At 67.9% G+C, this 26,253-nt stretch carries 28 protein-coding genes; 13 read left to right on the forward strand and 15 right to left on the reverse strand.

The window, feature by feature from the left end:
- The first annotated feature begins 37 nt into the window (after positions 1-37).
- The 5 genes from AC1DTF_RS07410 to whiB1 all read left to right on the forward strand — a co-directional run bounded on the left by AC1DTF_RS07410 (position 38) and on the right by whiB1 (position 3,483).
- A complete protein-coding gene (locus tag AC1DTF_RS07410) occupies positions 38-967 on the forward strand; it encodes a LysR family transcriptional regulator (protein ID WP_477473609.1) in 930 nt (309 codons plus the stop codon).
- Positions 954-1,358: a YchJ family protein gene (locus AC1DTF_RS07415; RefSeq protein WP_477473610.1), complete on the forward strand. Its 405-nt coding sequence runs from the start codon at positions 954-956 to the stop codon at positions 1,356-1,358. The genes AC1DTF_RS07410 and AC1DTF_RS07415 overlap by 14 nt, the downstream gene beginning before the upstream one ends.
- A gap of 9 nt (positions 1,359-1,367) precedes the next feature.
- Positions 1,368-1,880 carry a M15 family metallopeptidase gene (locus tag AC1DTF_RS07420; RefSeq protein WP_477473611.1) on the forward strand — a complete coding sequence of 171 codons (513 nt, stop codon included), beginning with the start codon at positions 1,368-1,370 and terminating at the stop codon, positions 1,878-1,880.
- 144 nt (positions 1,881-2,024) lie between these two features.
- Positions 2,025-2,972 (forward strand): diacylglycerol/lipid kinase family protein, encoded by a 948-nt coding sequence (locus tag AC1DTF_RS07425; protein ID WP_477473612.1) that lies wholly within the window; start codon positions 2,025-2,027, stop codon positions 2,970-2,972.
- 256 nt (positions 2,973-3,228) lie between these two features.
- The gene (gene whiB1, locus AC1DTF_RS07430; protein ID WP_029373613.1) at positions 3,229-3,483 is read left to right on the forward strand and encodes a transcriptional regulator WhiB1; all 255 of its coding nucleotides are present in this window, start codon (positions 3,229-3,231) and stop codon (positions 3,481-3,483) included.
- 125 nt (positions 3,484-3,608) lie between these two features.
- On the opposite strand, the gene AC1DTF_RS07435 is transcribed toward whiB1, so the two are convergent.
- Both AC1DTF_RS07435 and AC1DTF_RS07440 read right to left on the reverse strand, forming a co-directional pair.
- A complete protein-coding gene (locus tag AC1DTF_RS07435) occupies positions 3,609-5,105 on the reverse strand; it encodes a sensor histidine kinase (protein ID WP_057166709.1) in 1,497 nt (498 codons plus the stop codon).
- A gap of 20 nt (positions 5,106-5,125) precedes the next feature.
- Positions 5,126-5,341, reverse strand: a complete 216-nt coding sequence (locus tag AC1DTF_RS07440; protein WP_057166796.1) for a biotin/lipoyl-binding carrier protein — start codon at positions 5,339-5,341, stop codon at positions 5,126-5,128.
- A gap of 158 nt (positions 5,342-5,499) precedes the next feature.
- Between AC1DTF_RS07440 and AC1DTF_RS07445 the strand changes: the two genes are divergently transcribed.
- Positions 5,500-5,574: a 50S ribosomal protein bL37 gene (locus AC1DTF_RS07445; protein WP_085976028.1), complete on the forward strand. Its 75-nt coding sequence runs from the start codon at positions 5,500-5,502 to the stop codon at positions 5,572-5,574.
- Positions 5,575-5,669: 95 nt separating this feature from the next.
- Here the strand turns inward: AC1DTF_RS07445 and rsrA are convergent, their stop codons facing one another.
- Together rsrA and AC1DTF_RS07455 are read right to left on the reverse strand one after the other, a co-directional pair.
- Positions 5,670-5,972, reverse strand: coding sequence for a mycothiol system anti-sigma-R factor (gene rsrA / locus AC1DTF_RS07450; RefSeq protein ID WP_477473613.1), 303 nt, complete (start codon positions 5,970-5,972; stop codon positions 5,670-5,672).
- Positions 5,969-6,601: a sigma-70 family RNA polymerase sigma factor gene (locus AC1DTF_RS07455; protein ID WP_162264207.1), complete on the reverse strand. Its 633-nt coding sequence runs from the start codon at positions 6,599-6,601 to the stop codon at positions 5,969-5,971. The genes rsrA and AC1DTF_RS07455 overlap by 4 nt, the downstream gene beginning before the upstream one ends.
- Before the next feature lie 211 nt (positions 6,602-6,812).
- On the opposite strand from AC1DTF_RS07455, the gene AC1DTF_RS07460 reads away from it, so the two are divergent.
- From AC1DTF_RS07460 to AC1DTF_RS07470, 3 genes are read left to right on the forward strand one after another with little or no spacing between them, the layout of a single operon-like run.
- Positions 6,813-7,304, forward strand: a complete 492-nt coding sequence (locus tag AC1DTF_RS07460) for a YbaK/EbsC family protein (protein WP_057166706.1) — start codon at positions 6,813-6,815, stop codon at positions 7,302-7,304.
- 9 nt (positions 7,305-7,313) lie between these two features.
- A complete protein-coding gene (locus tag AC1DTF_RS07465; RefSeq protein ID WP_477473614.1) occupies positions 7,314-8,171 on the forward strand; it encodes an SDR family oxidoreductase in 858 nt (285 codons plus the stop codon).
- Positions 8,172-8,178: 7 nt separating this feature from the next.
- Positions 8,179-8,496, forward strand: a complete 318-nt coding sequence (locus AC1DTF_RS07470; protein ID WP_057166704.1) for a GNAT family N-acetyltransferase — start codon at positions 8,179-8,181, stop codon at positions 8,494-8,496.
- On the opposite strand, the gene AC1DTF_RS07475 is transcribed toward AC1DTF_RS07470, so the two are convergent.
- Positions 8,493-9,215 carry a YqjF family protein gene (locus AC1DTF_RS07475; protein ID WP_477473615.1) on the reverse strand — a complete coding sequence of 241 codons (723 nt, stop codon included), beginning with the start codon at positions 9,213-9,215 and terminating at the stop codon, positions 8,493-8,495. The two genes, AC1DTF_RS07470 and AC1DTF_RS07475, sit on opposite strands and share 4 nt — an antisense overlap.
- 27 nt (positions 9,216-9,242) lie before the next feature.
- On the opposite strand from AC1DTF_RS07475, the gene AC1DTF_RS07480 reads away from it, so the two are divergent.
- Complete coding sequence (locus AC1DTF_RS07480; RefSeq protein WP_057167163.1) at positions 9,243-10,007, forward strand: class I SAM-dependent methyltransferase; 765 nt, start codon at positions 9,243-9,245, stop codon at positions 10,005-10,007.
- On the opposite strand, the gene AC1DTF_RS07485 is transcribed toward AC1DTF_RS07480, so the two are convergent.
- Both AC1DTF_RS07485 and AC1DTF_RS07490 read right to left on the reverse strand, forming a co-directional pair.
- Complete coding sequence (locus tag AC1DTF_RS07485; protein WP_477473616.1) at positions 10,008-11,465, reverse strand: DUF7782 domain-containing protein; 1,458 nt, start codon at positions 11,463-11,465, stop codon at positions 10,008-10,010.
- An 11-nt stretch (positions 11,466-11,476) separates the two neighbouring features.
- The gene (locus AC1DTF_RS07490) at positions 11,477-12,271 is read right to left on the reverse strand and encodes an SOS response-associated peptidase (RefSeq protein WP_057167253.1); all 795 of its coding nucleotides are present in this window, start codon (positions 12,269-12,271) and stop codon (positions 11,477-11,479) included.
- Between the two features lie 10 nt (positions 12,272-12,281).
- Between AC1DTF_RS07490 and aroA the strand changes: the two genes are divergently transcribed.
- Positions 12,282-13,565 carry a 3-phosphoshikimate 1-carboxyvinyltransferase gene (aroA, locus tag AC1DTF_RS07495; RefSeq protein ID WP_477473624.1) on the forward strand — a complete coding sequence of 428 codons (1,284 nt, stop codon included), beginning with the start codon at positions 12,282-12,284 and terminating at the stop codon, positions 13,563-13,565.
- Entirely contained in the window at positions 13,562-14,548 is a 987-nt protein-coding gene (rsgA, locus tag AC1DTF_RS07500; RefSeq protein ID WP_057167165.1) for a ribosome small subunit-dependent GTPase A, read from the forward strand. The genes aroA and rsgA overlap by 4 nt, the downstream gene beginning before the upstream one ends.
- A gap of 78 nt (positions 14,549-14,626) precedes the next feature.
- Here rsgA and AC1DTF_RS07505 read toward each other — a convergent pair whose 3' ends face one another.
- The 5 genes from AC1DTF_RS07505 to AC1DTF_RS07525 all read right to left on the reverse strand — a co-directional run bounded on the left by AC1DTF_RS07505 (position 14,627) and on the right by AC1DTF_RS07525 (position 20,897).
- Positions 14,627-15,874, reverse strand: coding sequence for a fatty acid desaturase family protein (locus tag AC1DTF_RS07505; RefSeq protein ID WP_477473617.1), 1,248 nt, complete (start codon positions 15,872-15,874; stop codon positions 14,627-14,629).
- 68 nt (positions 15,875-15,942) lie between these two features.
- Positions 15,943-17,097 (reverse strand): ferredoxin reductase, encoded by a 1,155-nt coding sequence (locus tag AC1DTF_RS07510; RefSeq protein ID WP_477473618.1) that lies wholly within the window; start codon positions 17,095-17,097, stop codon positions 15,943-15,945.
- 66 nt (positions 17,098-17,163) lie between these two features.
- Entirely contained in the window at positions 17,164-17,664 is a 501-nt protein-coding gene (locus tag AC1DTF_RS07515) for a DUF6912 family protein (RefSeq protein ID WP_200962131.1), read from the reverse strand.
- Between the two features lie 6 nt (positions 17,665-17,670).
- Positions 17,671-19,434, reverse strand: coding sequence for a BCCT family transporter (locus AC1DTF_RS07520; RefSeq protein WP_477473619.1), 1,764 nt, complete (start codon positions 19,432-19,434; stop codon positions 17,671-17,673).
- Between the two features lie 53 nt (positions 19,435-19,487).
- Complete coding sequence (locus AC1DTF_RS07525) at positions 19,488-20,897, reverse strand: WS/DGAT/MGAT family O-acyltransferase (protein WP_477473620.1); 1,410 nt, start codon at positions 20,895-20,897, stop codon at positions 19,488-19,490.
- A gap of 169 nt (positions 20,898-21,066) precedes the next feature.
- Here AC1DTF_RS07525 and AC1DTF_RS07530 point away from each other — a divergent pair, with 169 nt between their 5' ends.
- Complete coding sequence (locus AC1DTF_RS07530; RefSeq protein WP_477473621.1) at positions 21,067-21,579, forward strand: Rv3235 family protein; 513 nt, start codon at positions 21,067-21,069, stop codon at positions 21,577-21,579.
- Here the strand turns inward: AC1DTF_RS07530 and secA are convergent.
- From secA to AC1DTF_RS07545, 3 genes are all read right to left on the reverse strand, one after another.
- On the reverse strand, positions 21,576-24,359 hold the full coding sequence (secA, locus tag AC1DTF_RS07535) for a preprotein translocase subunit SecA (RefSeq protein WP_057167172.1): 2,784 nt from the start codon (positions 24,357-24,359) through the stop codon (positions 21,576-21,578). The two genes, AC1DTF_RS07530 and secA, sit on opposite strands and share 4 nt — an antisense overlap.
- Before the next feature lie 197 nt (positions 24,360-24,556).
- Positions 24,557-25,192: a ribosome hibernation-promoting factor, HPF/YfiA family gene (gene hpf, locus AC1DTF_RS07540; RefSeq protein ID WP_200962132.1), complete on the reverse strand. Its 636-nt coding sequence runs from the start codon at positions 25,190-25,192 to the stop codon at positions 24,557-24,559.
- Positions 25,193-25,527: 335 nt separating this feature from the next.
- Positions 25,528-26,157 carry a ComF family protein gene (locus tag AC1DTF_RS07545; RefSeq protein WP_477473625.1) on the reverse strand — a complete coding sequence of 210 codons (630 nt, stop codon included), beginning with the start codon at positions 26,155-26,157 and terminating at the stop codon, positions 25,528-25,530.
- Positions 26,158-26,253 lie beyond the last annotated feature (96 nt).

Here is a 26,253-nt window from a genome sequence, read left to right on the forward strand (position 1 = left end):
GCCAACATCCGCCTCGACCCGTTTCGGACGTGCCCGCATGCAAGTGGACTTCACCAGGCTCCGCTATTTCGTCGCGGTCGCCGAGGAACTGCACTTCAAACGTGCCGCCGACCGGCTGATGATCACCCCGCCGCCACTGAGCAAGCAGATCAAGCTGCTGGAGAACGAGCTCGGCGGCCGGCTCTTCGAACGCGACTACCACAACGTCCGGCTCACCCCACTCGGGCAGAAGCTGCTGGGCCCGGCCCGCGACATCCTCGACCGGGTCGATGACCTCAAGGCGATGGCGTCGCGAATCACCAACGGCGTCAAGCCGGTCCGCATCGGCGCCACCGCGTACGCGCCGTCGGACTTTCTGGCACAGCTGGAGACGACGGTCGCCGCGCTGACGTCACCGGCCGAGTTCAGCGTTCCCGGATCCGCGGCGGAGGTCACCGCCAAACTGGTGTCCGGGCGCCTCGATCTGGGCCTGATCCATCTGCCCTACTCCGACAAGCGATTACGGCACCGGGTGGTGACCAGCTATCCGGGCGCGATCGCAGTCCGCTTCGATGATCCGTTGGCCGCCGATGACAGCGTGACCATCGATGCGCTGCGCGACCGTGATGTGGTGATCGACTTCGCGCGCCCCAACCCGGTGGTGCTGGCCGGGCTGACCCGCGGCCTGCAGGCCCGCGGAGTGCACCGAATCGTGCGGACCACCAACCAACTCGGCGGCGAGTTGGAGATGGCGACCCAGGTGTTCAACCGCCATCTGGTCGCGATGGTGACCTACGCGCCGGCATCGGCGATCGGCYGGATCTTCTCGCCCCCGGAGTTCAAACTGATCCCGATCGACGAAAGCACCTGGGCCCCGGTCAGGATCGCGCTGGCCTGGGTGCCGGACCGGCTGGACGACCCGGCTCGGATCGAGGCTCTGGTCGACGAGATCGCCGCTGCGGTAGGGACTTCGGATGTCCGCGGCTGATACCGGCCACTGCCCCTGCGGATCCGGGCAGGCCTACCGCGACTGTTGCGGACCGCTACACGACGGGACGGTGGTCGCCAGAACCGCCGAGGCGCTGATGCGTTCGCGGTTCAGCGCTTTCGCGCGCGGTCGCGCCGACTACCTGCTGAGCAGCTGGCACTCCGGCACCCGGCCCACGCGGCTGGACCTCGACGACCAGATCACCTGGCGACGCCTGCAGATCGTGGACACCGAGGCCGGTGGCGCCGACGACGACACCGGGATCGTCGAATTCCGCGCCCAGTACCTGCAGGACGGAAAGCGGCACATCCTGCACGAACGCAGCCGTTTCCGCCGGGGCCGCGACGGTTGCTGGCGCTATGTGGACGGGGAAATCGGGCGCGGTCCGTAAACTGGCCTGATGCGTTTCGTGCTGATCGTGGCGGCCATGGCCGTCGCAGCCGTGCTGTCGGCGCCGCTGTCTCATGCCGAACCGGCCGGTGAGACCGCGACGGACAGCGCGCCGCTGACCGCCTTCGACGTGGCCGATCCCGCCATCGGCCGGCTGGACCCCACCCTGCTGGTGGCGGTGCAGAACGCCACCTCGGCGGCCGCGGCCGAGGGCGTCACGGTGACCGTGACGTCCGGGTGGCGCTCGCCGGAGTTCCAGCAGCAGCTGCTCGACGACGCCATCGTGACCTACGGCAGTTACCCCGCGGCCCGGCAGTACGTGCAGACTCCCGAACAGTCGCGGCATGTGGTGGGCGCGGCGGTGGACATCGGCGGACCCGGCGCCGACCAGTGGATGATCGCCAACGGGCCGCGGTTCGGGCTGTGCCAGATCTACGCCAACGAGACGTGGCATTTCGAACTGACCACCGATCTATTCGGCGCCTGCCCGGCACTGCTGCCCGACGCCGCGGGCGCGCACTGACCCGGGTCACCGAACGGGCTTGAACGCCAACGGTATCGGGGACCCGGATATTCACCCGATGATCACCGGAAATGCGCCGACTGCTCACCCGGTGTTGCGCAGGCCGATTCGCCCCCGGCGGATTCGCGGTTAGGCTGGGTCCCCGTGCGTGCCGTGCTGATCGTCAACCCGAACGCGACATCGACGACCCCGGCGGGACGTGACCTGCTGGCTCACGCGCTGGAAAGCCGCGTCGATCTGACCGTGGTCCACACCGATCACCGGGGCCATGCCATCGAGATCGGCCACCAAGCCACCCGCGACGGGATCGACGTGCTGATCGTGCACGGCGGCGACGGCACGGTGAACGAAGTGGTCAACGGCGTGCTGCAGGAGCCTTCCGAACGCACCCCCGCGGTCGGGGTGGTGCCGGGCGGATCGGCCAACGTCTTCGCCCGCTCGCTGGGCATCAGCCCGGACCCCGTCGTGGCCACCAACCAGCTCGTCGATCTGCTCGGCGATTACCGCCGTGGGGCGCCGTGGCGCCGCATCGGCCTGATGAACTGCGGTGAGCGGTGGGGCGTGTTCACCGCGGGAATGGGCGTCGACGGCGACGTGGTGGCCGCGGTGGAGGCTCAGCGGGCCAAGGGCCGCACCGTGACCGCATCCCGGTACATCAAGGTGGCGATTCGCGAAATGCTGGCCAGTGCGCGCAGAGAGCCGCTGCTGACCGTCGAACTGCCCGGCCGCGAGGCCCAGTCCGGCGTGCACTTCGCGTTCGTGTCGAATTCCAGCCCGTGGACGTACGCGAACGCCCGGCCGGTGTGGACGAACCCGGGGACGACCTTCGAGACCGGGCTCGGGGTATTCGCGATCACCAATATGAATGTATGGCGCAATCTCGGCCTGGTGCGCCGGATGCTGTCGGCCAAACCGAATATCGAAGCACCCCATCTGATCCGGGAAGACGACCTGGCGTGGCTGCGGGTGACCAGTGACACACCGGTGGCTTGCCAGATCGACGGCGACTACATCGGATTACGTGATGCGATGACTTTTACTGCGGTTCCGGACGCGCTGTGCGTGGTGGCGCCCACTGCCGAAACCGCTTGACCTGCGAATTCGCTGTGAGCAGCATAAATTTAGAGCGCAAGTGAGTTGAGTGTAGTACAAACGAGCGAGCGGACTGGTAACCCGGTACCGCAGTGACATTGCCCACGTGTTAACGCACTTCTATTGACATCTGTTCAGCCTGTGAAAGCATTGGACGCAACAGCGCAGAAACATTTGATGTGTGCGCGTTAACAGCCGAAAAAACTCAGGGTGTCTTTGTAGCGCCACTGTAACGACTTGATTAGGAGATGGAAGCATGGATTGGCGTCACAAGGCGGTCTGTCGCGATGAGGATCCGGAACTGTTCTTCCCGGTGGGAAACAGCGGCCCGGCACTCGCCCAGATCGCCGATGCGAAGCTCGTCTGCAACCGTTGCCCGGTAACCACCGAGTGCCTGAGCTGGGCACTCGAGTCCGGTCAGGATGCCGGCGTGTGGGGTGGCATGAGCGAGGACGAGCGTCGCGCGCTCAAGCGTCGCAACGCGCGGACCAAGGCACGCACCAGCGTCTAGGTCCCCCGCAAGACATCGACTGCGGCCCCGACAGCAACTGTCGGGGCCGCAGTCTTTTTGCGTATGGGCCCGATTGTGAGCCACCAGACATTGTGCGCCGCATCACAATTCGCGGCGCTAAGCCACTAGATCGCGGCTCTGCGGTGCCGCCCGATCGGCACCCGCAGCACCACATCGGTACCGCCGGAGTCCACATCGTGCATGCCGAGCGAGCCGTCCAGTTCCGCCGAGACCAGCGTGCGCACGATCTGCAGGCCGAGCCGGTCGGACTTCTCCAGGCTGAAACCCTCCGGTAGCCCGCGGCCGTCGTCATGCACGACGACGTCGAGCCAGCGCGCCGAACGCTCGGCCCGGATGGTCACCGACCCCTTCTTCACATCGCCGTCGAAGGCGTGTTCCAACGCGTTCTGCACCAGTTCGGTGATCACCATGATCAGCGCGGTGGCCCGGTCGGCGTCGAGCACGCCGAGGTCGCCGTCGCGGGTGATCCGAATCGGGGTGTCCACCGAGGCGACGTCGTTCATGATCGGCAGGATCCGGTCCACCACCTGGTCGAGGTTGACCTCTTCGTCGACCGACATGGACAGCGCATCGTGCACCAGCGCGATGGACGACACCCGGCGCACCGACTCGATGAGCGCCTCCCGCCCCTCGGCGTTGTTGGTCCGGCGGGCCTGCAGGCGCAGCAGCGCGGCGACGGTCTGCAGGTTGTTCTTCACCCGGTGGTGGATCTCGCGGATCGTCGCGTCCTTGGACAACAGGGCGCGGTCGCGCCGTTTGACCTCGGTGACATCACGGATCAGCACCGCCGCGCCGGCGGCCGCGCCGCCCACCTGCAGCGGGATGGTGCGCAGCAGCACCGCGGCACCGCCGGCGTCGACCTCCATGCGCATGCTCGATCCGCCCGCCAGCGAGTCACGCACATGTTCGGCCAGTTCCTGGGCCTCGAAGGGATCGGAGATCAGCGGGCGGGTGACCGTGACGAGGTTGTGCCCCTCGAGTTCGGCGGCGAAGCCCATCCGGTGATAGGCGGAAATGGCGTTGGGGCTGGCGAACGCGACCTCCCCGGCCACCCCGAGCCGGATGAAGCCGTCGCCGACGCGTGGGCTGGACCGCGACATCGGCAGGTCACCGACGTTCGGGAAGGTGCCGTCGCTGAGCATGTGCAGCAGGTCGGCGGCGCAGTCGAGGTAGGCGCGCTCCAGCGGACTGGACGTCCGGCCCTCGGCCAGCGCGGTCTGATGGGTGAGCACGGCGACGACGCGATCGGCGTGCCGCACCGGCACGGCCTCCACGTTCAACCACTGGCCGTCCCCGCGGGGCTGGCTGACATCGCTCTCGCGGCCGATCGCACCGGAGTCGAACGCGGCGCGCACCACCGGCATCTCCGCGGCGGCGGTGGCGGTGCCGACGGCGTCGGCCAGCAGCATGGTGGAGGCGGTGTTGGGCCGCACCTGCGCCACGCACACGAGGACCTCGTCATCGCTGCGCACCCACATCAGGTAGTCGGCGAAGGACAGGTCGGCCAGCAGTTGCCACTCGCCGACCACGGCGTGCAGATGGTCGACGGCGTTACCGGGAAGGACGGTGTGCTCGGCGAGCAGATCGCCGAGAGTCGACATGAGCCGTTACCGCAGCCGAGCTAGCTGATCACCGCGATGAGGTCGCCGGCCTGGATGACGTCACCCACCGAGACGCTCACCTCGGTGATGGTGCCCGCGACCTCTGCCAGCACCGGGATCTCCATCTTCATGGACTCCAGCAGCACCAGGGTGTCGCCCGCACCGATCTGGTCGCCCTTCTGCACAACGACCTCCAGCACGCTGGCCACGATCTCTGCGCGAACATCCTCGGCCATCTTCACCCCACTCACGTCGCTTTGGCTGGCTGCTGTTCCGCCTACCGGCCTATATCGAACCACAACCGGAAAAGACGCATCGAATACCACGCGGGAAAAGCAGTCCCTGCGGCATGAGATACTGGGCCTCAAGTATTCATCTGATCCGGAGGTTCACCATGGCCAAGCGAGGCCGCAAGAAGCGCGACCGCAAGCACTCGAAGGCCAACCACGGCCGTCGTCCCAACGCCTGACGCGTTGTCATGGCCCCCACGGGGCTGCACGCAACAAACCGCCCGAGCTCTCACAAGAGAGCCCGGGCGGTTGTTTTGTGCTGTGTACGGGGCGCTCAGCCCCGAATGATGGTGGTYCGGCTGATCTCGATCTGCAGCCGTGCCCGCAGGCCCTCGGGTGCCCGCTCACCACGGCACTTGCTGGCGATCAGGTTCTTCACCCGCTCCTCCACTCCGTAGACGCGCAGGCAGGTCGGGCATTCTTCGAGGTGCTGCTTGAGCTTGTCACGGCTCTCGGCGGTGCATTCGCCGTCCAGCAGCGTCCACACCTCGGCGATCACCGCGGCACATTCGGGGTGCTCGGGATCGACCGGGCCGACCGGCGGCGACCAGCGCTCATCCTCGGGTGACTGGGTCATGACGAAACCTCCTCGGGCGCACCGAGCTGTGGGTCTCGGATGAATCCACGGTCCCTGGCCACATCGGCCAGCAACTCACGCAACTGCTTTCTACCGCGGTGTAGCCGCGACATCACGGTGCCGATCGGCGTGTCCATGATCTCGGCGATCTCCTTGTACGGGAATCCCTCGACGTCGGCGTAGTACACCGCCATCCGGAACTCTTCGGGCAGGGCCTGCAGCGCCGCCTTGATCTCGGTGTCGGGCAGCGCCTCCAGCGCCTCCACCTCGGCCGAACGCAGACCGGTCGACGAGTGCTCGGCGTTGGCCGCCAGCTGCCAGTCGGTGATCTCCTCGGTCGGGTACTCGGCAGGCTGCCGCTGTTTCTTGCGGTAGCTGTTGATGTAGGTGTTGGTCAGAATCCGGTACAGCCACGCCTTGAGGTTCGTGCCGGCGCGGAACGATCGGAAGCCGGCATAGGCCTTGACCATCGTCTCCTGCAGCAGATCCTCGGCGTCGGCCGGATTGCGGGTCATCCGCAGGGCACCGCCGTAGAGCTGGTCGAGCAGTGGGATGGCATCGCGTTCGAACCGGGCGGTCAGCTCGGCATCTGTCTCTGCGGCACGAGCCGCCTCATCGATATCGGTCATCGCGGGAGACACCGTCCCTTCTGTTGCGGCATCACCGAACAGCTCCAGTGTGAACACCGGACGATCCAGGCAGGCCGTTGGCACCAAAATCCCCTATCTGACGATCCTAAAGGCAATGACCGACATCGCCCGGGCGCAGGGCGCCCGACTCCGTCGATGCAAGCAACAACGGCGGCCCGGTGGGTCTGCATTCCCGCACTAGTCTGGCCGGGTGGCAGGAGCAGCGACCCCCGCGATCGCCGCGCTGCTCGTCGACGGCGCGGACCACGAGATCCTGCGCTACCAGCACGACCCGCGCGCCGCGTCCTTCGGCGACGAGGCGGTCGCCGAACTGGCCGCGGCACATGGCCTCGCCCCCGCACAGATCTTCAAGACGCTGGTGCTGGCCGTCCCGCACGGGCTGGCGGTGGCGGTGCTGCCGGTGCCCTCGAAACTGTCGCTGAAGGCCGCGGCCGCCGCCCTCGGCGTGCCGAAGGCCGCCATGGCCGACCGGGCCGCGGCCGAACGGTCCACCGGCTATGTGCTCGGCGGCATCTCTCCGCTGGGCCAGCGCCGCGCGCTGCCGACGGTGATCGACTCCTCGGCGCTGGAATGGGACCGGGTGCTGTGCAGCGCGGGCAAGCGTGGCTGGGATGTCGCGCTGGCGCCCGGTGACCTCGTCCGGCTCACCGAAGGCGTCGTGGCAGATATCCGGGCGATCTAAGGTTGGGCCATGGGTGAAGCTCCGCTGTCAGGAAAGACCATGTTCATCTCCGGGGCCAGCCGGGGCATCGGTCTGGCCATCGCCAAGCGGGTGGCCGCCGACGGCGCCAATATCGCGCTGCTGGCCAAGACGGCAGAACCGCACCCCAAGCTGGAAGGCACCGTCTACACCGCGGCCAAGGAGATCGAGGACGCCGGCGGTCAGGCGCTCCCCATCGTCGGTGATGTGCGTGACGGTGACTCGGTGGCCTCCGCAGTAGATCAAGCCGTGGCTCAATTCGGCGGTATCGACCTGTGCGTGAACAACGMCTCGGCCATCAACCTGGGCTCGATCGAGGAGGTGCCCCTCAAGCGCTTCGACCTGATGAACGGGATCCAGATCCGCGGCACGTACGCCGTCTCGCAGGCCTGTATCCCGCACATGAAGGGTCGCACCAACCCGCACATCCTCACGCTGTCCCCGCCGATCAGGCTGGAGTCCGAATGGCTCACGCCGACCGCCTACATGATGGCCAAGTTCGGGATGACGTTGTGCGCGCTCGGCATCGCCGAGGAGATGCGCGAGGCCGGGATCGCCTCCAACACGCTGTGGCCGCGGACCCTGGTGGCCACCGCGGCGGTGCAGAACCTGCTCGGCGGCGACGAGGCGATGGGCCGGGCCCGCAAGCCCGACGTGTACGCCGATGCCGCCTACGCCGTGTTCACCCGTCCGGCGCGTGAATACACCGGCCAGAGCCTGCTGTGCGAGGACGTGCTGCTCGACGCCGGGGTCACCGACCTGTCGGTGTACGACTGTGTGCCCGGCTCCGAGCTCGGTGTCGACCTGTGGGTGGACACCCCCAACCCGCCCGGCTACACCGGGCCGTGAGGACACCATGACCGACATCGTCAGGAACGCACCGGCGCTGAACCGCTTCGAGATCTATGAGGGCGACGAGATCGCCGGCTTCGCCGAATACGTCGACCACGACCGGCAGCGCATCTTCCACCACACCGAGATCGGCGAGAAGTTCGGCGGAAAGGGACTGGCCAGCAAGCTGATCCAGACCGCCCTGACCGAGACGTCGAACGCCGGCCTGCGCATCGTGCCGGTATGCCCGTTCGTGGCGAAGTTCATCGAAAAGCACGACGAGTTCGCGGCCGGCGCCGACGAGGTGACCCCGGCCGTGCTGGAACTGCTGGAGAACTCCTAGCGCACCGGCACGGGCTTACCGAACCGGGCCGCCACCCCGGGTGAGAACATCGCCGGCAGTCGGGCACCGGCCGGCCCGGCACCGCTCGCAACGACCAGATCGTCACGCAGATGGTCGATCTCGGCCTCGTACAGCGGCCACTCGGGATGGTCGTTGGGCACCCACCAGGTGCGCCCCGCCTTGCGGGTGTGCGCACCCCACCGCGCGGTCAGCCACACCTGCAGCGGCGTCGGCTGCAGCGGCGCACCGATGGTCACGTTCAGCGTGCTGCGCAATCCCCTTCGCGGCCAACGTCGCACGCTCGCGTAGCTGATCCGGTCACCGGTGCGGGTCACCCGCATCTTGGCCCATGTGTAGGGCACCCCCAGCCCGATCCGCGTCAGCGGCACCACAGCCAGCCGCTGGGTCTCCAGCGAGCGGAACAGCACGCCATGCCGCCCGGCGTCATCCACCGAGTACAACCGGACGTTGGTCTCGGCGAAGGCGCCGAAATACGGCAGCGGCACCCGGTCCCCCAGTGCGGTGCGGCGCATGACGAACGGGATGAGCCCGACGTAGGTGAAACCGTCGTCGAAGACGTCCGGACGTGTCCCCTCCGGAAACAGGTGCGCCACGGCATCCGGGCGTACCGGCCAATGCAGGAAGGTCAGATCACCCCAGAACTGGCCGACCAGCACCGGCCGCGGCAGCGGTGGTGCGACGACGGAAAGACCGGCCACTCCGTCATCGTGGCATAGGCTGGCCGGGTGTCAATCTGGTCTGCGGGACGGTATGAGGCCGTCGCCCAACGCATCGCTCCCATCTCCGCCCAGCTGATCGAGACCGTGGACCGGTTGCGCCCGCTCGACGGTGCCGTCGTCGCCGATCTGGCCTGCGGTACCGGTAACGCCGCGCTGGCCGCGGTCGCGGCGGGCGCGCAGGTGACCGGTGTGGACCTGACCCCCGAGCTGCTGGCCATCGCCGCCGACAAGGCCGGCGGCGACGCGGTGCAGTGGGTCGCCGCGGACGCTTCGGCCACCGGGTTGCCCGACGCGGGTTTCGATGCGGTGGTGTCCAACATGGGCATCATCTTCGTGGAACCGGTCAGCCAGGTCGCCGAGATCGCGCGGCTGCTGCGCCCGGGTGGCTTTCTCGGGTTCTCCACCTGGGTGCGCGACACCGACAATCCGTTCTTCAACCCGATCATCGATGTGCTGGGTACGCCGCCGGCCGCGCAGTACAGCCCCGATCAGTGGGGCGAACCCGATATCGTCACCACCCGGCTGAGCGATGATTTCGACGAGATCTTCATCGAAAACGGCAAGCACGCGTGGGAATTCGGCTCGGTGCAGGACGCCGTCGTGTTCGTCACCGATGAGTCCCCGATGCACGTGGACCTGTTCACCCGCTCCGACGAGGAAACCTGCGTGCGACTGACCGAGGCGTTCACCGCGGCGTTCGAGCGTTACGCCACCGCCGACGGAGTCACCTTCGACGCGTCCTATGCGGTGGTGGCGGCGCGGCGCCGCTGATCACTGCGCCTGATGGAGGATCCCGCGACCGATCGCGTCGCGGACCTCGGGCAGCGCCGCCTCGGCGAGCGCGTCGGCGTCCACGCCGTGGTGCGCGGCGAGCAGGGCGATGAGGGTGCCCAACGGCACTTCCCCGCGGCAGCCCGCCAGCAGTGCGCTGAGCACCTCGTCGACACCAATCACCGCGCCGGGCCCACCCGGTCGCCGCACCGCGGCGCCGACCTGCTGCCAGCCCTCGGGCCCCGGCAGGAACTGCTGCTCCAAAAAGACCGGCGCCGTGGACAACCGTGCCGCCAGCAGGGCCTCGTCGCCGGTGTCGCGTAGGTAGTCGCGGCGGGCGAAGAAGGCCTCCACCTCGGTGCCGGTGACGAGTTCGTCTGCACCGGTGATCTCTTCGAGGATCTGCTCGGGCGCCTCGCCGTCGCGGGGCCTCCGCAGCGAGATCAGGCCCATGCCGATCCCGGTGATGCCCTGTTCGGCGAACCAGTCCAGCCAGGCACCGCCGCGCCGCGCCGTCTGGTCCGGGCTCTCCCCGGCATCGGCCAGCCACAACGACACGTAACTCACCGGGTCGGCCAGCTCGCGCTGCACCACCCAGGCGTGCAGGCCGGTGTCCGCCAGCCAGTCCCGCACACGGTCGCGCCAATCACCCTCGCGGACAATCCAGTTCGCCATGATCTGAGCCGTGCCACCGGGGTTGAGGTAGTCACCGACCTGTTCGATCAGACTGCGACACAAACCGTCCCCGGCCACACCGGAATCGCGGTAGATGTAGTCGCTGACACCGGAGCCGATCACGAACGGCGGGTTGGACACGATGAGGTCGAAACGCTCCCCCGCCACCGGCTCGAACAGACTGCCGGACCGTAGATCCCAGGACATCCCGTTGAGGCGTGCGGTGGCCGCGGCCAGCTTCAGCGCCCGCTCGTTGGTATCGGTGCCGACGATCTCGTCGCAGTGCCCGTCCAGGTGCAGGGCCTGAATTCCGCAGCCGGTGCCCAGATCCAGGGCGCGGCGCACCGGCGTGCGGATGACGGCGCGGGCCAGCGACATCGAGGCGCCGCCGATCCCGAGCACGTGGTCGCGCCGCAGCGGTGCGCCGCGCAGGGCGGCGTCCTGATCGGAGACGACCAGGAAGTCGCGGGCGCCGTCGGAATGCGGGCGGATGTCCAGTGCCGCCCGCACGGTGCCGTCGGCCACCTCCAGCACGCCACCGGCCACCAACGCGTCCAGCGGTACCCGGGTGAAGACCTCGTGCAGATGCCCCCTGGGCACCTCGGCGCCGAGCAGGAACAGCCGCACCAGCGTCGACAACGGGTCCGTCCCGGTCGCCCGCAACGCCGGCCACCACACACCCCGGCCCAGAGCGGCGTGCACGTCGGCGCCGAGTAGTTCGGCGACACCGTCCACGGTGTAACCGGCCGCCCGCAGATCGGCGCCCAGGGCGTCGAGCACCACCGGGCCGAGGGTCAAAACAGTCCCGCTTCGGGCTCGACAGCCTCGATCAGTTCCGGGCCGTTGTTGCGGACGCTGTTCACCAACCGCGACACCTCCCGGATCTCGATGCGGTCCAGATCGCCGTGCCCGCGCAACAGGCCCTCGTCGATCGGGGCATCGGGATCCAGCCAACGGTCCCAGTCCGGCGCGCTGATGGTCAGTGGCATCCGGTCGTGGATATCGGAGAGCTGCGCGGCCGAGTCGGTGGTGATGATGGTGCAGCTCACCAGCGGCGGCACGTCCTTGTCGGAGTCCTTGGGCCGCCAGGTGGACCACAGCCCCGCCATGAACAGCGGCTCGCCGTCGGCGGCGAACATGTAGAACGGCGTCTTGGACGCCTTCTTGCCGTCCCCGGCGGGGTGGGGCTTCCACTCGTACCAGCCGTCCATCGGGACCAGGCACCGCTTGCTCTTGGCCGACCCTCGGAACGCCGGTGAGGTGGTCAGCGTCTCGGAGCGCGCGTTGATCAGCAGCGGGCCCTTCTTGGTGTCGGGGCCGCCGTCCTCGCCGGTCTTGACCCAGGGCGGAATCAGGCCCCAGCGCATCGAACGTAGCCGGCGGGTCGCCTCGCCATCGGGTTCGCCCTGAGGCGAGCGAAGCGACGGGGAGGAATGATCGTGCCGTCTGACCACGGTGCTGATGGTCGTGGTCGGGGCCACGTTGAAGTTGGGTCCGCCGTCCTTGACCGCCTCGACGGTCTCGTCGAGCGCCTTGATCTTCTCCGCCAACAACGCCGGGTCGGTGGTCACCGCAAATCGCCCACACATACCAGGCAGGATAGAGGCCGTGAACAACTGGCCGGCACCCACGACGACCGGACCCGTGAACGCCACGGTGGCGGTACCCGGGTCGAAATCGCTGACCAACCGCGCTCTGGTGCTGGCCGCGCTGGCCACCACCCAGGGGACGACCACCATCAGCGGCGCATTGCGCAGCCGCGACACCGACCTGATGATCGATGCGGTCCGGGCGCTCGGGGTGAGCGTGACCGGTGACGGCACCGAGTTGACCGCCGGCGGCGCCATCTCCCCGGCCGCGGGCACCCGCATCGACTGCGGGCTGGCCGGCACCGTGCTGCGGTTCCTGCCCGCCGTCGCCGCGCTGAGCACCGGGACCGTCGTCTTCGACGGCGACGAGCAGGCCCGGGCCCGCCCGATCGCCCCGCTGCTCGACGCGCTGCGCGGCCTCGGGGTCCGCATCGACGGCGACGGGTTGCCGTTCGAGGTGCGCGGTGACGGTTCGGTGCCCGGCGGTGAGGTCCGCATCGACGCGTCGGCGTCATCGCAGTTCGTCTCGGGACTGTTGTTGGCCGGGACCACCTTCCGTGACGGCCTGAGCGTCGTGCACACCGGCGAGTCGGTGCCGTCGGCGCCGCACGTCGCGATGACGGTGTCGATGCTGCGCAGTGCCGGTGTCACCGTCGACGACGGCACGCCCAACCGCTGGCGGGTCGCCCCGGGCGTTGTCGCCGCCCGGCACTGGGACATCGAACCCGACCTGTCCAACGCGGTGCCGTTCCTGGCGGCCGCCGCCGTCACCGCGGGCACCGTGCGGATCAGCCGCTGGCCCGCGAACAGCATCCAGCCCTCAGGGGCGATCCTGGATCTGCTGTCCCGGGTGAATATCGTTGCCGAGCACACCGATTCGTACCTGCAGGTGCAGGGCGCACCGAGTTACGGCGGCATCGACATCGACCTGCACGATATCGGCGAGCTGGCCCCGGCGGTCGCCGCGCTGGCCGCGCTCGCCACTGCCGGTTCGGTGTCCACGCTGCGCGGTATCGCCCACCTGCGCGGTCACGAGACCGATCGGCTGGCGGCGCTGAGCGCCGAGATCAACGGGCTGGGCGGGCACTGCGTGGAGACGCCGGACGGTCTGCAGATCACCGCGACACCGTTGCACGCCGGGGTGTGGCGGTCCTACGCCGATCACCGGATGGCCACCGCCGGCGCGATCGTGGGGCTGCGGGTCGCCGGTGTGGAAGTCGAGGACATAGCGACGACGTCCAAGACACTGCCCGACTTCCCGGGGATGTGGACCGACATGCTGGGCACGATTTGAAATCTCGCGAGTACGACGAGTCCGATGTCCGGGTCCGCCCGGGCAAGGGGTCGCGTCCGCGCACCAAGACCCGGCCCGACCATGCCGACGCGGCCGAGGCGATGGTCGTCACCGTGGACCGCGGCCGGTGGGGCTGCGCGCTGGGCGGCGACCCGGAACGCCATGTGACGGCGATGCGTGCCCGGGAGCTGGGCCGCACCCCCATCGTCGTCGGCGACGAGGTGAGCATCGTCGGTGACCTGTCCGGCAAGCCGGACACCCTGGCCCGCATCGTGCGCCGCGGCGAGCGCCGAACGGTGTTGCGCCGCACCGCCGATGACACCGACCCCGCCGAGCGGGTGGTGGTGGCCAACGCCGATCAACTGTTGATCGTGGTGGCGCTGGCCGATCCGCCGCCGCGCACCGGGTTCGTGGAGCGAGCGCTGATCGCCGCGTACACCGGTGGGCTGGCACCGATCCTGTGCCTGACGAAATCCGATCTGGCCGACCCGGAACCGTTCGCGGCGCAGTTCGCCGACCTGGATCTCCAGGTGGTGACGGCCGGGCGCGACGACCCGCTCGACGTGGTGGCGCCGTTGCTGACCGGGAAAGTGACCGTGCTGCTGGGGCATTCCGGGGTGGGTAAGTCCACCCTGGTGAATCGTCTTGTGCCCGCAGCGGAACGGGCCACCGGGGACGTGTCCGGAGTCGGCAAGGGCAAGCACACGTCGAGCCAGTCGGTGGCGTTACCGCTGCTGGAATCCGGCTGGGTGATCGACACGCCGGGCATCCGGTCGTTCGGCCTGGCTCATGTGAGCGCCGATGACGTGGTGCAGGCCTTCTCCGACCTGGCCGAGGCCGTCGACGAATGTCCGCGCGGCTGTGGGCATCTGGGCCCGCCGGCCGATCCGGAATGCGCGCTGGACACGTTGACCGGGCCCGCCGCGGGACGTGTCGCCGCGGCCCGGCTGCTGCTCGCCACCCTCAACGAGGCCGGTTATTGATCGCGAGGGTGCGTAAACGCCGAACCGCGAGCGGCATATCTGGAACAGACACGCACGCTCGCGGTAAGGGTAGATAATTTATGCGGCGATCTTGCCCTGCCGCCAGCCCCGCACGGTGGCGATCGCGGTCTTCAGACCGCGGCGCTTACCGGTGGCGGGATCGGTGACACCGAAACCTTCCAACTCGTCGAACATCCGCTCGCTGCGGGTCTCCGGCGCGTTGTCGCGGGTGTCGGTGAGGAACTTGTCCGGCAGCGACAGCTTGGCGATGGTGCGCCAACTCTTGCCGTACTGCACGAGGAACGGCCCCGTGGTGTAGGGCAGGTCGTACTTGTCGCACAGCGCGCGCACCTTGATCGAGATGTCTCGGTACCGGTTGCTCGGCAGGTCCGGGAACAGGTGGTGCTCGATCTGGTAGGACAGGTTGCCGCTCATGAAGYCCAGCACCCGGCCGCCACTGATGTTGGCGCTGCCCAGCATCTGGCGCAGGTACCACTGGCCGCGGCTTTCGCCGACCATGTCGGTCTTGGTGAATTTCTCTGCGCCGTCCGGGAAATGGCCGCAGAAGATGATCGCGTTGGTCCAGATGTTGCGGATGATGTTGGCCACGACGTTGGCCTTCAGCGTGGACTTGTAGGTTGCTCCCGGCGACAGCGAGGTCAGCGCGGGCCACAGCACGTAGTCCTTGGCCACCTGGTGGCCGGCCTTCACACCGAACTCTTTGACCCGGACCATCGTCGCCTTGCGGTCGTCGCGGCCCATGAAGATCTTGCCGAGCTCCAGGTGCTGCAGACCGATACCCCACTCGAACAGCACCGCGAGCATGGTGTTGTAGAACAGGTTTCCCAGGTTCATCGGCTTCCACCGCGCGTCGCGGGTAACCCGGATGACGCCGTAGCCCACATCGTCGTCCATGCCAAGAATGTTGGTGTACTTGTGGTGCATGAAGTTGTGGGTGAAACGCCAGTGCTTCGATGCCCCGGTGGTATCCCACTCCCAGGTCGAGGAGTGGATCTCGGGATCGTTCATCCAATCCCACTGACCGTGCATGACGTTGTGGCTGATCTCCATGTTCTCGATGATCTTGGCCACGCCCAGGGTCGACGCCCCCGCCCACCAGGCGGCCCGGTTCGAGCTTCCGGCAAGGAGCAGGCGGCCTGCGATCTCCAGCGCACGCTGACCCGCGATCGTCCGGCGGATGTAGCGCGCATCGTTGGCGCCCCGCGAATCTTCGATGTCCTGACGGATCGCGTCGAGCTCAGCACCCAGCGTTTCGATGTCCGCATCGGTGAGATGCGTGAACGCCGGTACGTCGGTAATAGCCACTTATCGGCCCTCCTTCCGTTCCTACGATACCGTAACCTACGCAACCGTAGGTTACCTGCCAGTAAAGTCTATGCGTCCAGCTTGCAGTCGCCGGATGCCGCGGAGATGCAGGTCTGCACCCTGGTCCCCGGTTCGTGTTCGACGCCGGTCCGCAGGTCACGCACATGGCCCTCGACCAGACCCACCACACACGACTGGCAGATACCCATCCGGCAGCCGAACGGCATCTGGATGCCCGCGCCCTCGCCGGCTTCCATCAGCGATGTCGCGGCGTCGGCCGTCACGCTCTTGCCGCTGCGCTCGAAGGTGACGGTGCCGCCGGTGCCGTGCGGTGCGGCGCGGGTGACCGCGAAACGCTCCAGGTGCAGATGCGTGGGCAGACCCGCCTCGGTCCAGACCCTCTCGGCGTCGTTGAGCATGGCCTCCGGGCCGCACGCCCAGGCCTGGCGGTCACGCCAGTCGGGCACCACCTCGTCCAGGCGGGACAAATCCAGCCTGCCCTGGGTGCGCGTGGTGCGCAGTTCCATCCGGTAGCCCGGGTGCGCGTCGTGCAGTTGCTTGAGCTCGTCGGCGAACATCACGTCGGACTCAGTGGGCGCGGAGTGCACGTGCACGATGTCGGTGATCTGGTCGTGGCGCTGCAGGGTGCGCAGCATCGACATGACCGGGGTGATGCCCGACCCCGCGGTCAGGAACAGCACCGAAGCCGGCGCCGGGTCGGGCATGACGAAGTTGCCCTGCGGTGCGGCCAGCCGCACGATCGTGCCGGGCTCCACGCCACCGACCAGGTGGGTGGACAGGAAGCCTTCCGGCATGGCCTTCACGGTGATGGTGATGGTGCGTGCACCGCGCTTGTCCTGACCGCCGCGCAGCGGGGTCGAGGTCAGCGAATAGGAACGCCAGCGCCAGCGGCCGTCGACCAGCAGGCCGATACCGACGTACTGGCCGGGCTCGTAGTCCAGCGAGAAGCCCCAGCCCGGCTTGATGACCAGCGTCGCCGAGTCCTCGGTCTCGCGGCGCACCTCGATGACCCGGCCACGCAGTTCGCGTGCCGACCACAGCGGGTTGGCGAGCTTGAGGTAGTCATCCGGCAGCAGCGGCGTCGTGATGCGGCCGGCGATGGTGCGCAKCGCATGCCAACCGCGGTGACGATCGGCCCCCGCGATGGTGGGGCGGACGGTGTCGGCAACTTTCGCCGAGACCTTTATTTCACTCTTGGCCACGCAACCTACGGTACCGTAACTTACGCACGCGTAGTGAATTTATGCCCAGGTTGGATGCGACTTACGTCACAGCAGCTCGAGCAGGAATGGCAACTCCTGCGGGGCGTACCAAGCCAGGTCGTGGTCCTGAGCGTCACCCACAGCAAGCTCCGCATCCTCGTCTCCGAGGTCGGCTTCGTCGACCACCCCGACGGCGGTCAGCACCGCGGGCTCCGCCGCGGCGTTGTCCACATAGGCGGCGACGACGTCGGCCACGGGCACCGGACCGGCCAGGCGCACCACCGCGTCGTCGAGATCGGGCCGGGCCGTCGCCTCGGCGACATCGACGACGAGCACCGCACGCCGGGGCGGCAGACTCGACTCCCCCTCGGCGGCCAGCAGGCGCAGCGAGGCCAGCGCGGCCTCACGCAGGGCCACCTCGGCCAGCTCGTCGTCATCGCCTTCGGCATAGGACTCGCGCAGCGCCGGGGTGACCGCGAACGCGGTGCCGCTGCGGGCATGGATCAGCCCGTCGGCCACCAACTGCGCCAGCATCGCCAGGGTGGCCGGTATGTAGACACGCACCAGGCGAGGTTAGCCGTCGGCGCGCTCCTTCGGAGCCACGGTCGTCTCGGCGTCCTCGGCGTCCGGGTCGGCGTCGGGATCCTTCTCCACCGAGATGACGAAGTCGTCACCGTGCGCGGTGACACCGGCGATCACCGCCGAGTTCACCGCGGCCGCGGCGTACTGGCGGCGCACCATCATCGGGTCCTGGCGCAGGTCCTTCACCAACGCCACCGCCAGCCCGATCATCACGAGCACGAACGGCAGCGCCGCCACGATGGTGATGGTCTGCAGCCCGGTCAGCGCGTCGGAGCCACCCACCAGCAGCATGACCGCGGCGACGGCACCGGTGGCGACACCCCAGAAGACGACGGTCTTCTTGTGGGGCTCGATGGTGCCGCGTTCGGACAGCGATCCCATCACGATGGACGCGGCGTCGGCGCCGGAGACGAAGAACACCGCGACCAGCAACATCACCACCACGGTCGAGACGGTGGCCAGCGGATACTCGGCGAGCAACCCGAACAGCTGGCCCTCGACAGTGCCCTCACCGGCCAGGTCGGCCCCTTCCTGCTGAGCCTTCATCGCCGCGCCGCCGAACACGCAGAACCACACCAGCGACACCAGGCTGGGCACCAGCAGCACCCCGGTCACGAACTGCCTGATGGTGCGCCCACGCGAGATCCGCGCGATGAACATGCCGACGAACGGCGTCCAGGAGATCCACCAGGCCCAGTAGAAGACGGTCCACGAACCCAGCCAGGCCTCCGTCTCGGCGCCTTCGGCACCGGTACGGGCCGACATCATCGCCAGGTCCTGGAAGTAGCTGCCGATCGACGTCGGAATCAGGTTGAGGATGAAAACCGTTGGCCCGATGATGAATACGAACGTCGCCAGCAGCAGGGCCAGCACCATGTTGAAGTTGGACAGCCACTGGATGCCGCGCGCGACACCGGAGACCGCGGACAGCACGAACGCACAGGTGAGCACCGCGATGATGCCGATCAGGACCGCGTTGCCGGCCTCGCCGATGCCGCCGACGATCTGCAGGCCGCTGCGAATCTGCAACGCGCCCAAGCCCAGTGACGCCGCCGACCCGAACAGCGTGGCGAATATCGCCAGCATGTCGATGACCTTGCCCCAGCCGCCGTGCGCGCGATCGCCGATCAGCGGCTCGAACGCCGCGCTGATCAACTGGAACCGGCCCTTGCGGTACACGCCGTAGGCGATGGCCAGCCCGACCACCGCATAGATCGCCCACGGGTGCAGCGTCCAGTGGTACAGCGTGGTGGCCATTGCCTTCTGGACGGCCTCGGGGTTGCCCTCCGCGCCGGTACCCGGCGGGGGTGACACCAGATGCGAAAGCGGTTCGGAGACACCGAAGAACATCAGACCGATACCCATACCGGCGCTGAACATCATGGCGATCCAGGACACCGTGCGGAACTCGGGTTCCTCGTCGTCGCGGCCGAGCGGGATGTTGCCGAACTTACCGAGCGCGATCCACAGCACGAACAGCACGAACGCCGACGCCATCAGGGTGAACAGCCACCCGGTGTTGGACATCACCCACCCGAGGGCGTTACCGGATGCGGAGGCCAGCGACGCGGTGTCGAGGAACCCCCAGACCAGGAATCCGACGGCGATGGCCGCCGTGACACCGAAGACCACGAGGTCCAGGCGGCCCTCTTTGGCCAGCGCCTCCTCGTCGATCGGCACGTCGAGAATCGGGTGCGGTATGACGTCAAGCTCGGGCTTGACATCGGCTTCTTCGCTAGGCGAATTAATAGACATGGTCGATCCATCACATCGCGATCGGCGGACCGAGTCAACTTCCGCGCCGGGCGTCAGCGCGTTGATTCCAGCAATTCGTCCAGAGATTCGCGCAGCAATGCCGGCAACACATCCACGTCGCTCATGGCGTCCCGATCGGCGTTGATACCGAAGTACAGCATGCCGTTGTAGGAGGTCACCGCTATCGCCAGCACCTGGTTGGTCAGCAGCGGCGGTACCGCGTAGGACTCCAGCAGCTTGGTCCCGGCAATGTACATCTGCTTCTGCGCGCCGGGGACGTTGGTGATCAGCAAATTGAACTGGCGGGCCGAGAAACTGGTCGCCACCCGGATACCCATGGCGTGCAGGGTCGGCGGCGCGAATCCGGACAGCGTCACGATGGTGCGGGCGTCGACCAAACTTGCAGCGGTGGAATGCGATTCGGTGGCATGCGCGATCTGGGACAGCCGCACCACCGCGTTGCCCTCCCCGATCGGCAGATCGACCAGGAACGGCGACACCTCGCTGATGGCCTGACCCGGCCCGGCCGAGTCGATCTCGGCATCGGGATACACCGAGTTCGGGGCCATCGCGCGGACCGTCGACGTCGCGGTCACCGGCTCGCCGCGCGACAGCAGCCAGTTGCGCAGCGCGCCGGCCACCACCGCCAGCACCACATCGTTGACATCGCACTCGTAGCGCGCCCGCAGCGCGCGGTAATCCTCCAGCGGGTGCGCAGCAACCGTGAACCGGCGGTTGCGGGACACCGTGGCGTTCAGCGGGCTGCTCGGCGCGGTGCCGCGGGCCACCGTGCGCGCCACGTCCGCGATACGGCGCCCGGCGTCGACGAGCGCGCCGGCGTTGGTGGCCATCTCCTGCACCGACGCGCGCACCGCGGCGGCCTGCGCGGTGGGCCGGGTGACCCACTCCCCGAGTGCGGCCACGAACAGCTGCGAATCGCTGGGTTCGCGCGCGGGGATCCAGATGTCCTCACCGAATTCCGGCGCCTTCGGGGTGCGGTCGGCGATGACGTGCCCGATCTCCAGTGCCGACATGCCGTTGACGAGTGCCTGATGCGACTTGGTGTAGATGGCGATCCGGTTGCGGGTCAGGCCTTCGACGATGTACATCTCCCACAGCGGGCGGGACTTGTCCATCGGCCGGGAGCCGATCCGGGCGATCAGATCATGCAGTTGCGCATCGCTTCCCGGCGAGGGCAGCGCCGAACGCCGGACGTGATAGGTGATGTCGAACTCGGTGTCGTCGATCCAGACCGGACGGGCCAACCCCAGGCTGACCTCGCGAACCTTCTGCCGGTAGCGCGGAATTTGCGGCAACCGCCGTTCGACGGTGGCCAGTACCGACTCGTAGCTCAGCCCGCCGCGCGGCTTGCGCACGATCGACAGCGACCCGACGTACATGGGGGTCGAACTGTTCTCCAAGCGGTAGAACGCCGAGTCGGATGCCGACAGTCTCGTCACCATCGCGACAGCGTCCTCCCCTCACCCGGTGCGGATTCCCCGTCACCGTATCCGCCATCGTCCACTGCGCGCATCACGGGTGCACGGGAGCCCCGTCCAGCCGTGCGATCATCAATATGACTGTGCCTCTCCAGCAGCCGTCCCGTCCGTTTCCGTGCCCGCTGGAGAGCCCGTGTCACATGTCAGCAACCCCATCCGCCAGGTAGCCGCCGCCGCGCATCCCGCGGTGACATCGCCGATCATCGACTGCGAGCCCCCGGTGCGCGGTGCCGGACGCCCGGCGCCGCATCCACCCACCCTGCGCCCGCGCCCGCCCCGGCAGCCGCGACTGCCCGCGGTTGTCGGTGAGGTTGCGGCGCCGCCCGCGGCGGTGATGTTCGCCGATGCCACCCTGCGCCGCGTGCTGGAGGTGGTGGACCGGCGCCGTCCGGTGACCCAGCTGCGCGGCTTGCTGGCACCGTCGTTGATCGACATGGCGCAAACGCTGGCGCGGGTCCCGCAGGCCGGCGGCGCGGCGGTGCTGCGCCGGATCCGGCTGCGCAGCGTCGGTGCGCCGGCGGACGGGGAGGTGAACGCCGCCGAGGTGTTCGCCACCTATACGCGCGGGCCTCGGGTGCGGGCCATCGCCGCCCGCGTCGAACTCGTCGCGGGACGGTGGCAGGTGGTGGCGCTACAGATCGGCTAGCGCTTGCGGCCCTTGCGCGCCGCCTCGCGGCGTTCCTTGCGGGTCCCGCCGGTGGTGGCTGCGGCGGCTCCGCCGGAGCGCTTCACCTCGGCGGATCCGTCCTCGGCAGGACCGGAGTACGTCAGCGCGGGCTTGCCGCTGCCGCCGATGCCCTTGGCCTGCACGCCCGTCGGGCGTTCCTTGGTGGCCACCTGGCTTTCGGCCTTCTGCGCTGCAGCGGCGGCGAACTCGGCCAGTCCCTGCGACATGGGCGCGACCACCGGAGCCGTCTGCGGCGCGGCCTCGACTGCGACGTTGAACAGGAAGCCGACCGACTCCTCCTTGAGGCCGTCGAGCATCGCGACGAACATGTCGTAGCCCTCGCGCTGGTACTCGACCAGCGGATCGCGCTGGGCCATCGCGCGCAGGCCGATGCCCTCCTTGAGGTAGTCCATCTCGTAGAGATGTTCACGCCACTTGCGATCGATCACATTGAGCAGCACGTTGCGCTCCAGCTGGCGCATCGCACCGTCGCCGCCGATCGCGTCGATCTGCTCCTCGCGGGCGGCGTAGGCCCGCTCGGCGTCCTTGACCAGCGCGTCGAGCAGCTCGTCGCGGGTCAGTTCGCCCGGCTCACCGACGGCATCGGAGTCGATCAGGTCGTTGTGATCGATACCGACCGGGTACAGCGTCTTGAGCGCCTCCCACAGCTTCTCCAGGTCCCAGTCCTCGGAGTAGCCCTCGGCCGTCGCACCGTTCACGTAAGCGGTGATGACGTCGACCATCATGTCGTGGGCCTGCTGCGCCAGGTTCTCGCCCTCGAGGATCATCCGGCGCTCTTTGTAGACCACCGTGCGCTGACGGTTCATCACCTCGTCGTATTTCAGGACGTTCTTGCGGACCTCGAAGTTCTGCTGCTCGACCTGGGTCTGCGCGCTCTTGATGGCCCGGGTGACCATCTTGGCCTCGATCGGCACATCCTCGGGCAGGTTCAGCCGGGTCAGCAGCGTCTCCAGGGTCGCGCCGTTGAAACGCCGCATCAATTCATCGCCCAGCGACAGGTAGAAGCGGGACTCGCCCGGATCGCCCTGGCGGCCGGAGCGGCCGCGCAACTGGTTGTCGATACGCCGGGACTCGTGACGCTCGGTGCCCAGCACGTACAGACCGCCGGCGGCGATGACCTCCTGGGCCTCCGCCTTGGCCTCGGCCTTGATCTTGCTGACCGTCGGTTCCCAGGCGGTTTCGTACTCTTCCGGCGTCGCCACCGGATCCAGACCCTGCTCCTTGAGCCGCAGGTCGGCGAGGAACTCGACGTTGCCGCCGAGCACGATGTCGGTACCGCGGCCGGCCATGTTGGTGGCGACGGTGATGGCGCCGCGCCGCCCGGCCTCGGCGATGATGTTGGCCTCGGACTCGTGGTACTTGGCGTTGAGGACGTTGTGCGGCACCTTGCGCTTGGCGAACTGGCGGGACAGGTACTCCGACCGCTCCACCGAGGTGGTGCCGATCAGGACCGGCTGGCCCTTCTCGTAGCGTTCCACCACGTCGTCGACGACCGCGATGTACTTGGCTTCCTCGGTCTTGTAGATCAGGTCGGACTGGTCCTGGCGGATCATCGGCCGGTTGGTGGGGATGGACACCACACCGAGCTTGTAGATCTCGTGCAGCTCGGAGGCCTCGGTCTGGGCGGTACCGGTCATCCCGGCGAGCTTCTCGTAGAGCCGGAAGTAGTTCTGCAGCGTGATCGTGGCCAGCGTCTGGTTCTCGGCCTTGATCTCGACGTGCTCCTTGGCCTCGATGGCCTGGTGCATGCCCTCGTTGTAGCGCCGGCCCACCAGCACGCGGCCGGTGAACTCGTCGACGATGACGACCTCCCCGTTGCGGACGATGTAGTCCTTGTCGCGCAGGAAGAGTTCCTTGGCCTTGAGGCAGTTGTTCAGGTAGCTGACCAGCGGCGAGTTGGCGGCCTCGTAGAGGTTCTCGATGCCGAGCTGATCCTCGACGAACTCCACGCCCAGCTCGTGCACGCCGATGGTGCGCTTGCGCAGGTCCACCTCGTAATGGACGTCCTTCTCCATCAGCGGGGCCAGCCGGGCGAACTCGCTGTACCAGTGCGAGGCGCCGTCGGCCGGGCCCGAGATGATCAGCGGGGTACGGGCCTCGTCGATGAGGATCGAGTCGACCTCGTCGACGATGCCGTAGTTGTGGCCGCGCTGCACCATCTCCTGCACGGAGTGGGCCATGTTGTCGCGCAGGTAGTCGAAGCCGAATTCGTTGTTGGTGCCGTAGGTGATGTCGGCGGCGTAGGCGACGCGACGCTCGTCGGGGGTCAGGCCGGACAGGATGACGCCGACCTCCAGGCCCAGGAACCGGTGGATACGGCCCATCTGCTCGCTGTCGCGTTTGGCCAGGTAGTCGTTGACGGTGACCAGGTGCACGCCCTTGCCGGACAGGGCGTTCAGGTAGGCGGGCAGCACGGCGGTCAGGGTCTTGCCCTCGCCGGTCTTCATCTCGGCGACATTGCCGAAGTGCAGCGCCGCGCCGCCCATCAGCTGGACGTCGAAGGGTTTCTGGCCGAGCACCCGCCAGGCCGCCTCGCGGGCCACCGCGAATGCCTCGGGCAGCAGGTCGTCGAGGTCCTCGCCGCCGTCGACCCGCTTGCGGAACTCGTCGGTCTTGGCGCGCAGTTCGGCGTCTGACAGCTTCTCGACATCGTCGGACAAGGTGTTGACGTAGTCAGCCACCTTCTTCAGCCGCTTGACCATGCGGCCTTCACCGAGACGGAGCAACTTATCGAGCACGCTATTTCCCCTGTGGGTTGATGAATAGTGTCGGCGGGTCGACGCAACGGACCGAACGTGGTCGCTGCACACCTACCTGCCGCTAATCCATCGTAGGCGACCCGCCGAAATCGCTGCCTGAAAGTCTGCTGCGGGCGCGCCAGGACATGCGACGAGCCCCCGGCTTCGCAGCCGAGGGCTCGTGCATGGGCGGCGGCTCAGGCCAGCCGGATGAGTCCGTAGTCGTAGGCGTGCCGGCGGTAGACCACCGACGGCCGGTCGGTCTCCTTGTCGTGGAACAGGAAGAAGTCGTGCCCGACGAGTTCCATCTCGTAGAGAGCGTCGTCGATGCTCATGGGCGTGGCTTCATGGTCCTTGGTGCGCACGATGCGCCCGGGTTCGTGGGCGGGTTCGACGGCGAACGGGTCGTGCGGTGCGGGTTCGTCGACTGCTGCCAGCTCCGCGGTGGCCTCGTGTACCGAGACGGGTGTCTTGTCCCCGTAGTGGATCTTGCGACGATCCTTGCTGCGGCGCAGTCGTGCTTCGAGTTTGCTTGCCGCCGACTCCAGGGCCGCGTAGAAGCTGTCTGCGCACGCCTCGCCACGCACCACCGGGCCGCGCCCGCGTGCGGTGATCTCGACGTGTTGACAGTTCTTGCGCTGGCGCCGGTTCTTCTCATGATCGAGTTCGACGTCGAACAGGTAGATGGTTCTGTCGAAACGCTCCAGCCGCGACAACTTCTCCGAGACATAGACCCGGAAGTGGTCGGGAACCTCGACGTTGCGTCCCTTGACGACGACGTCGGCGTTGAGCACCGGCGCATCGGTCGATCGGTCGTGGTCGTCGAGGACCATGGTGGAGCTGTTGGTTTCCACGGAATTCGTTGACATGCTTGACAACTCGTTTCTGTCGGAAGTCGCACGCGCATCACGTGCCCGGATCGTCACAAATACGCCGTCGGGACGTTGCATGTCGCTGCGCCCGCCGGCGTCAGGTGTCGAGTAATCACCTCCAACCGCACTAGGCAGTCCCGGTATCGCACGGGCGCCCGTACCGGGTGCCGCCGTGAGAAACACGGGTTGTTGGACCCGACGGTAGTCCGTGTTCACCTGACTGTGCCACCAATTTCGCAGACCTGTTTTGAAGTCTTCATCTGCCAGCAATAGAGCAGGCTGATTTCCCGGCCGTTTCATGCATCGGTCAGCGCCAGCACCGCGTGCACGTCCACACCCGCTGTTTGCAGGGCGCGCACCGACTCACAGGCGGTCGCGCCGGTGGTGACGACGTCGTCGACCACCACCGCCGGTCCGGTGACCGGCCGTGTCAGCCGCACCCGCCCCGCCAGATTGCGTTGCCGGTCCGCGCTGGACAGCCCCACGGAGTCCCGGGCGAAACCGGTCAGCCGCAGTGCACGCACCACCGTGATGCYGGGGAGATCCACGGTCGCCGCGAGTGCCATCCGGGTCACCGGGTCACCGCCGCGTCGGCGCGCGGCCATCCGCCGGGTCGGGGCGGGCACCACCGTCAGCGGTGCGCCGAGCAGTCCCCAGTCCAGCAGTCGGGCCAGGCCGGTGTGCAGGGCGCCGGCCAGTGGCGCGATCAGATCGGCCCGGCCGTGTTCCTTGACCGCGACGATCGCCTGCCGGCGCGCGGCGGCGTACCGGCCCAGCGACAGCACCGGCACCCCGGGGTCCAGGCGCGGTGTCACCAGGCGTGGCTCGGCCGCGCCCGCGACCAGCATCCCCGCGCAGGCCGGACACCACCGCGTCGAGGGCGCACCGCAGCCGCCGCACTCCAGCGGCAGGATCAGGTCCAGCAGCATGCGCCCAGTTTCGACCGGAGGTCCGACAGATCCGGCCGCCCACCTTGGCGAAACTCGCGTACCCGTCGTGAAACCGCCCGCGCGAACGACGGG

The sequence above is a fragment of the Mycobacterium sp. P4_H6 genome (assembly GCF_056400845.1).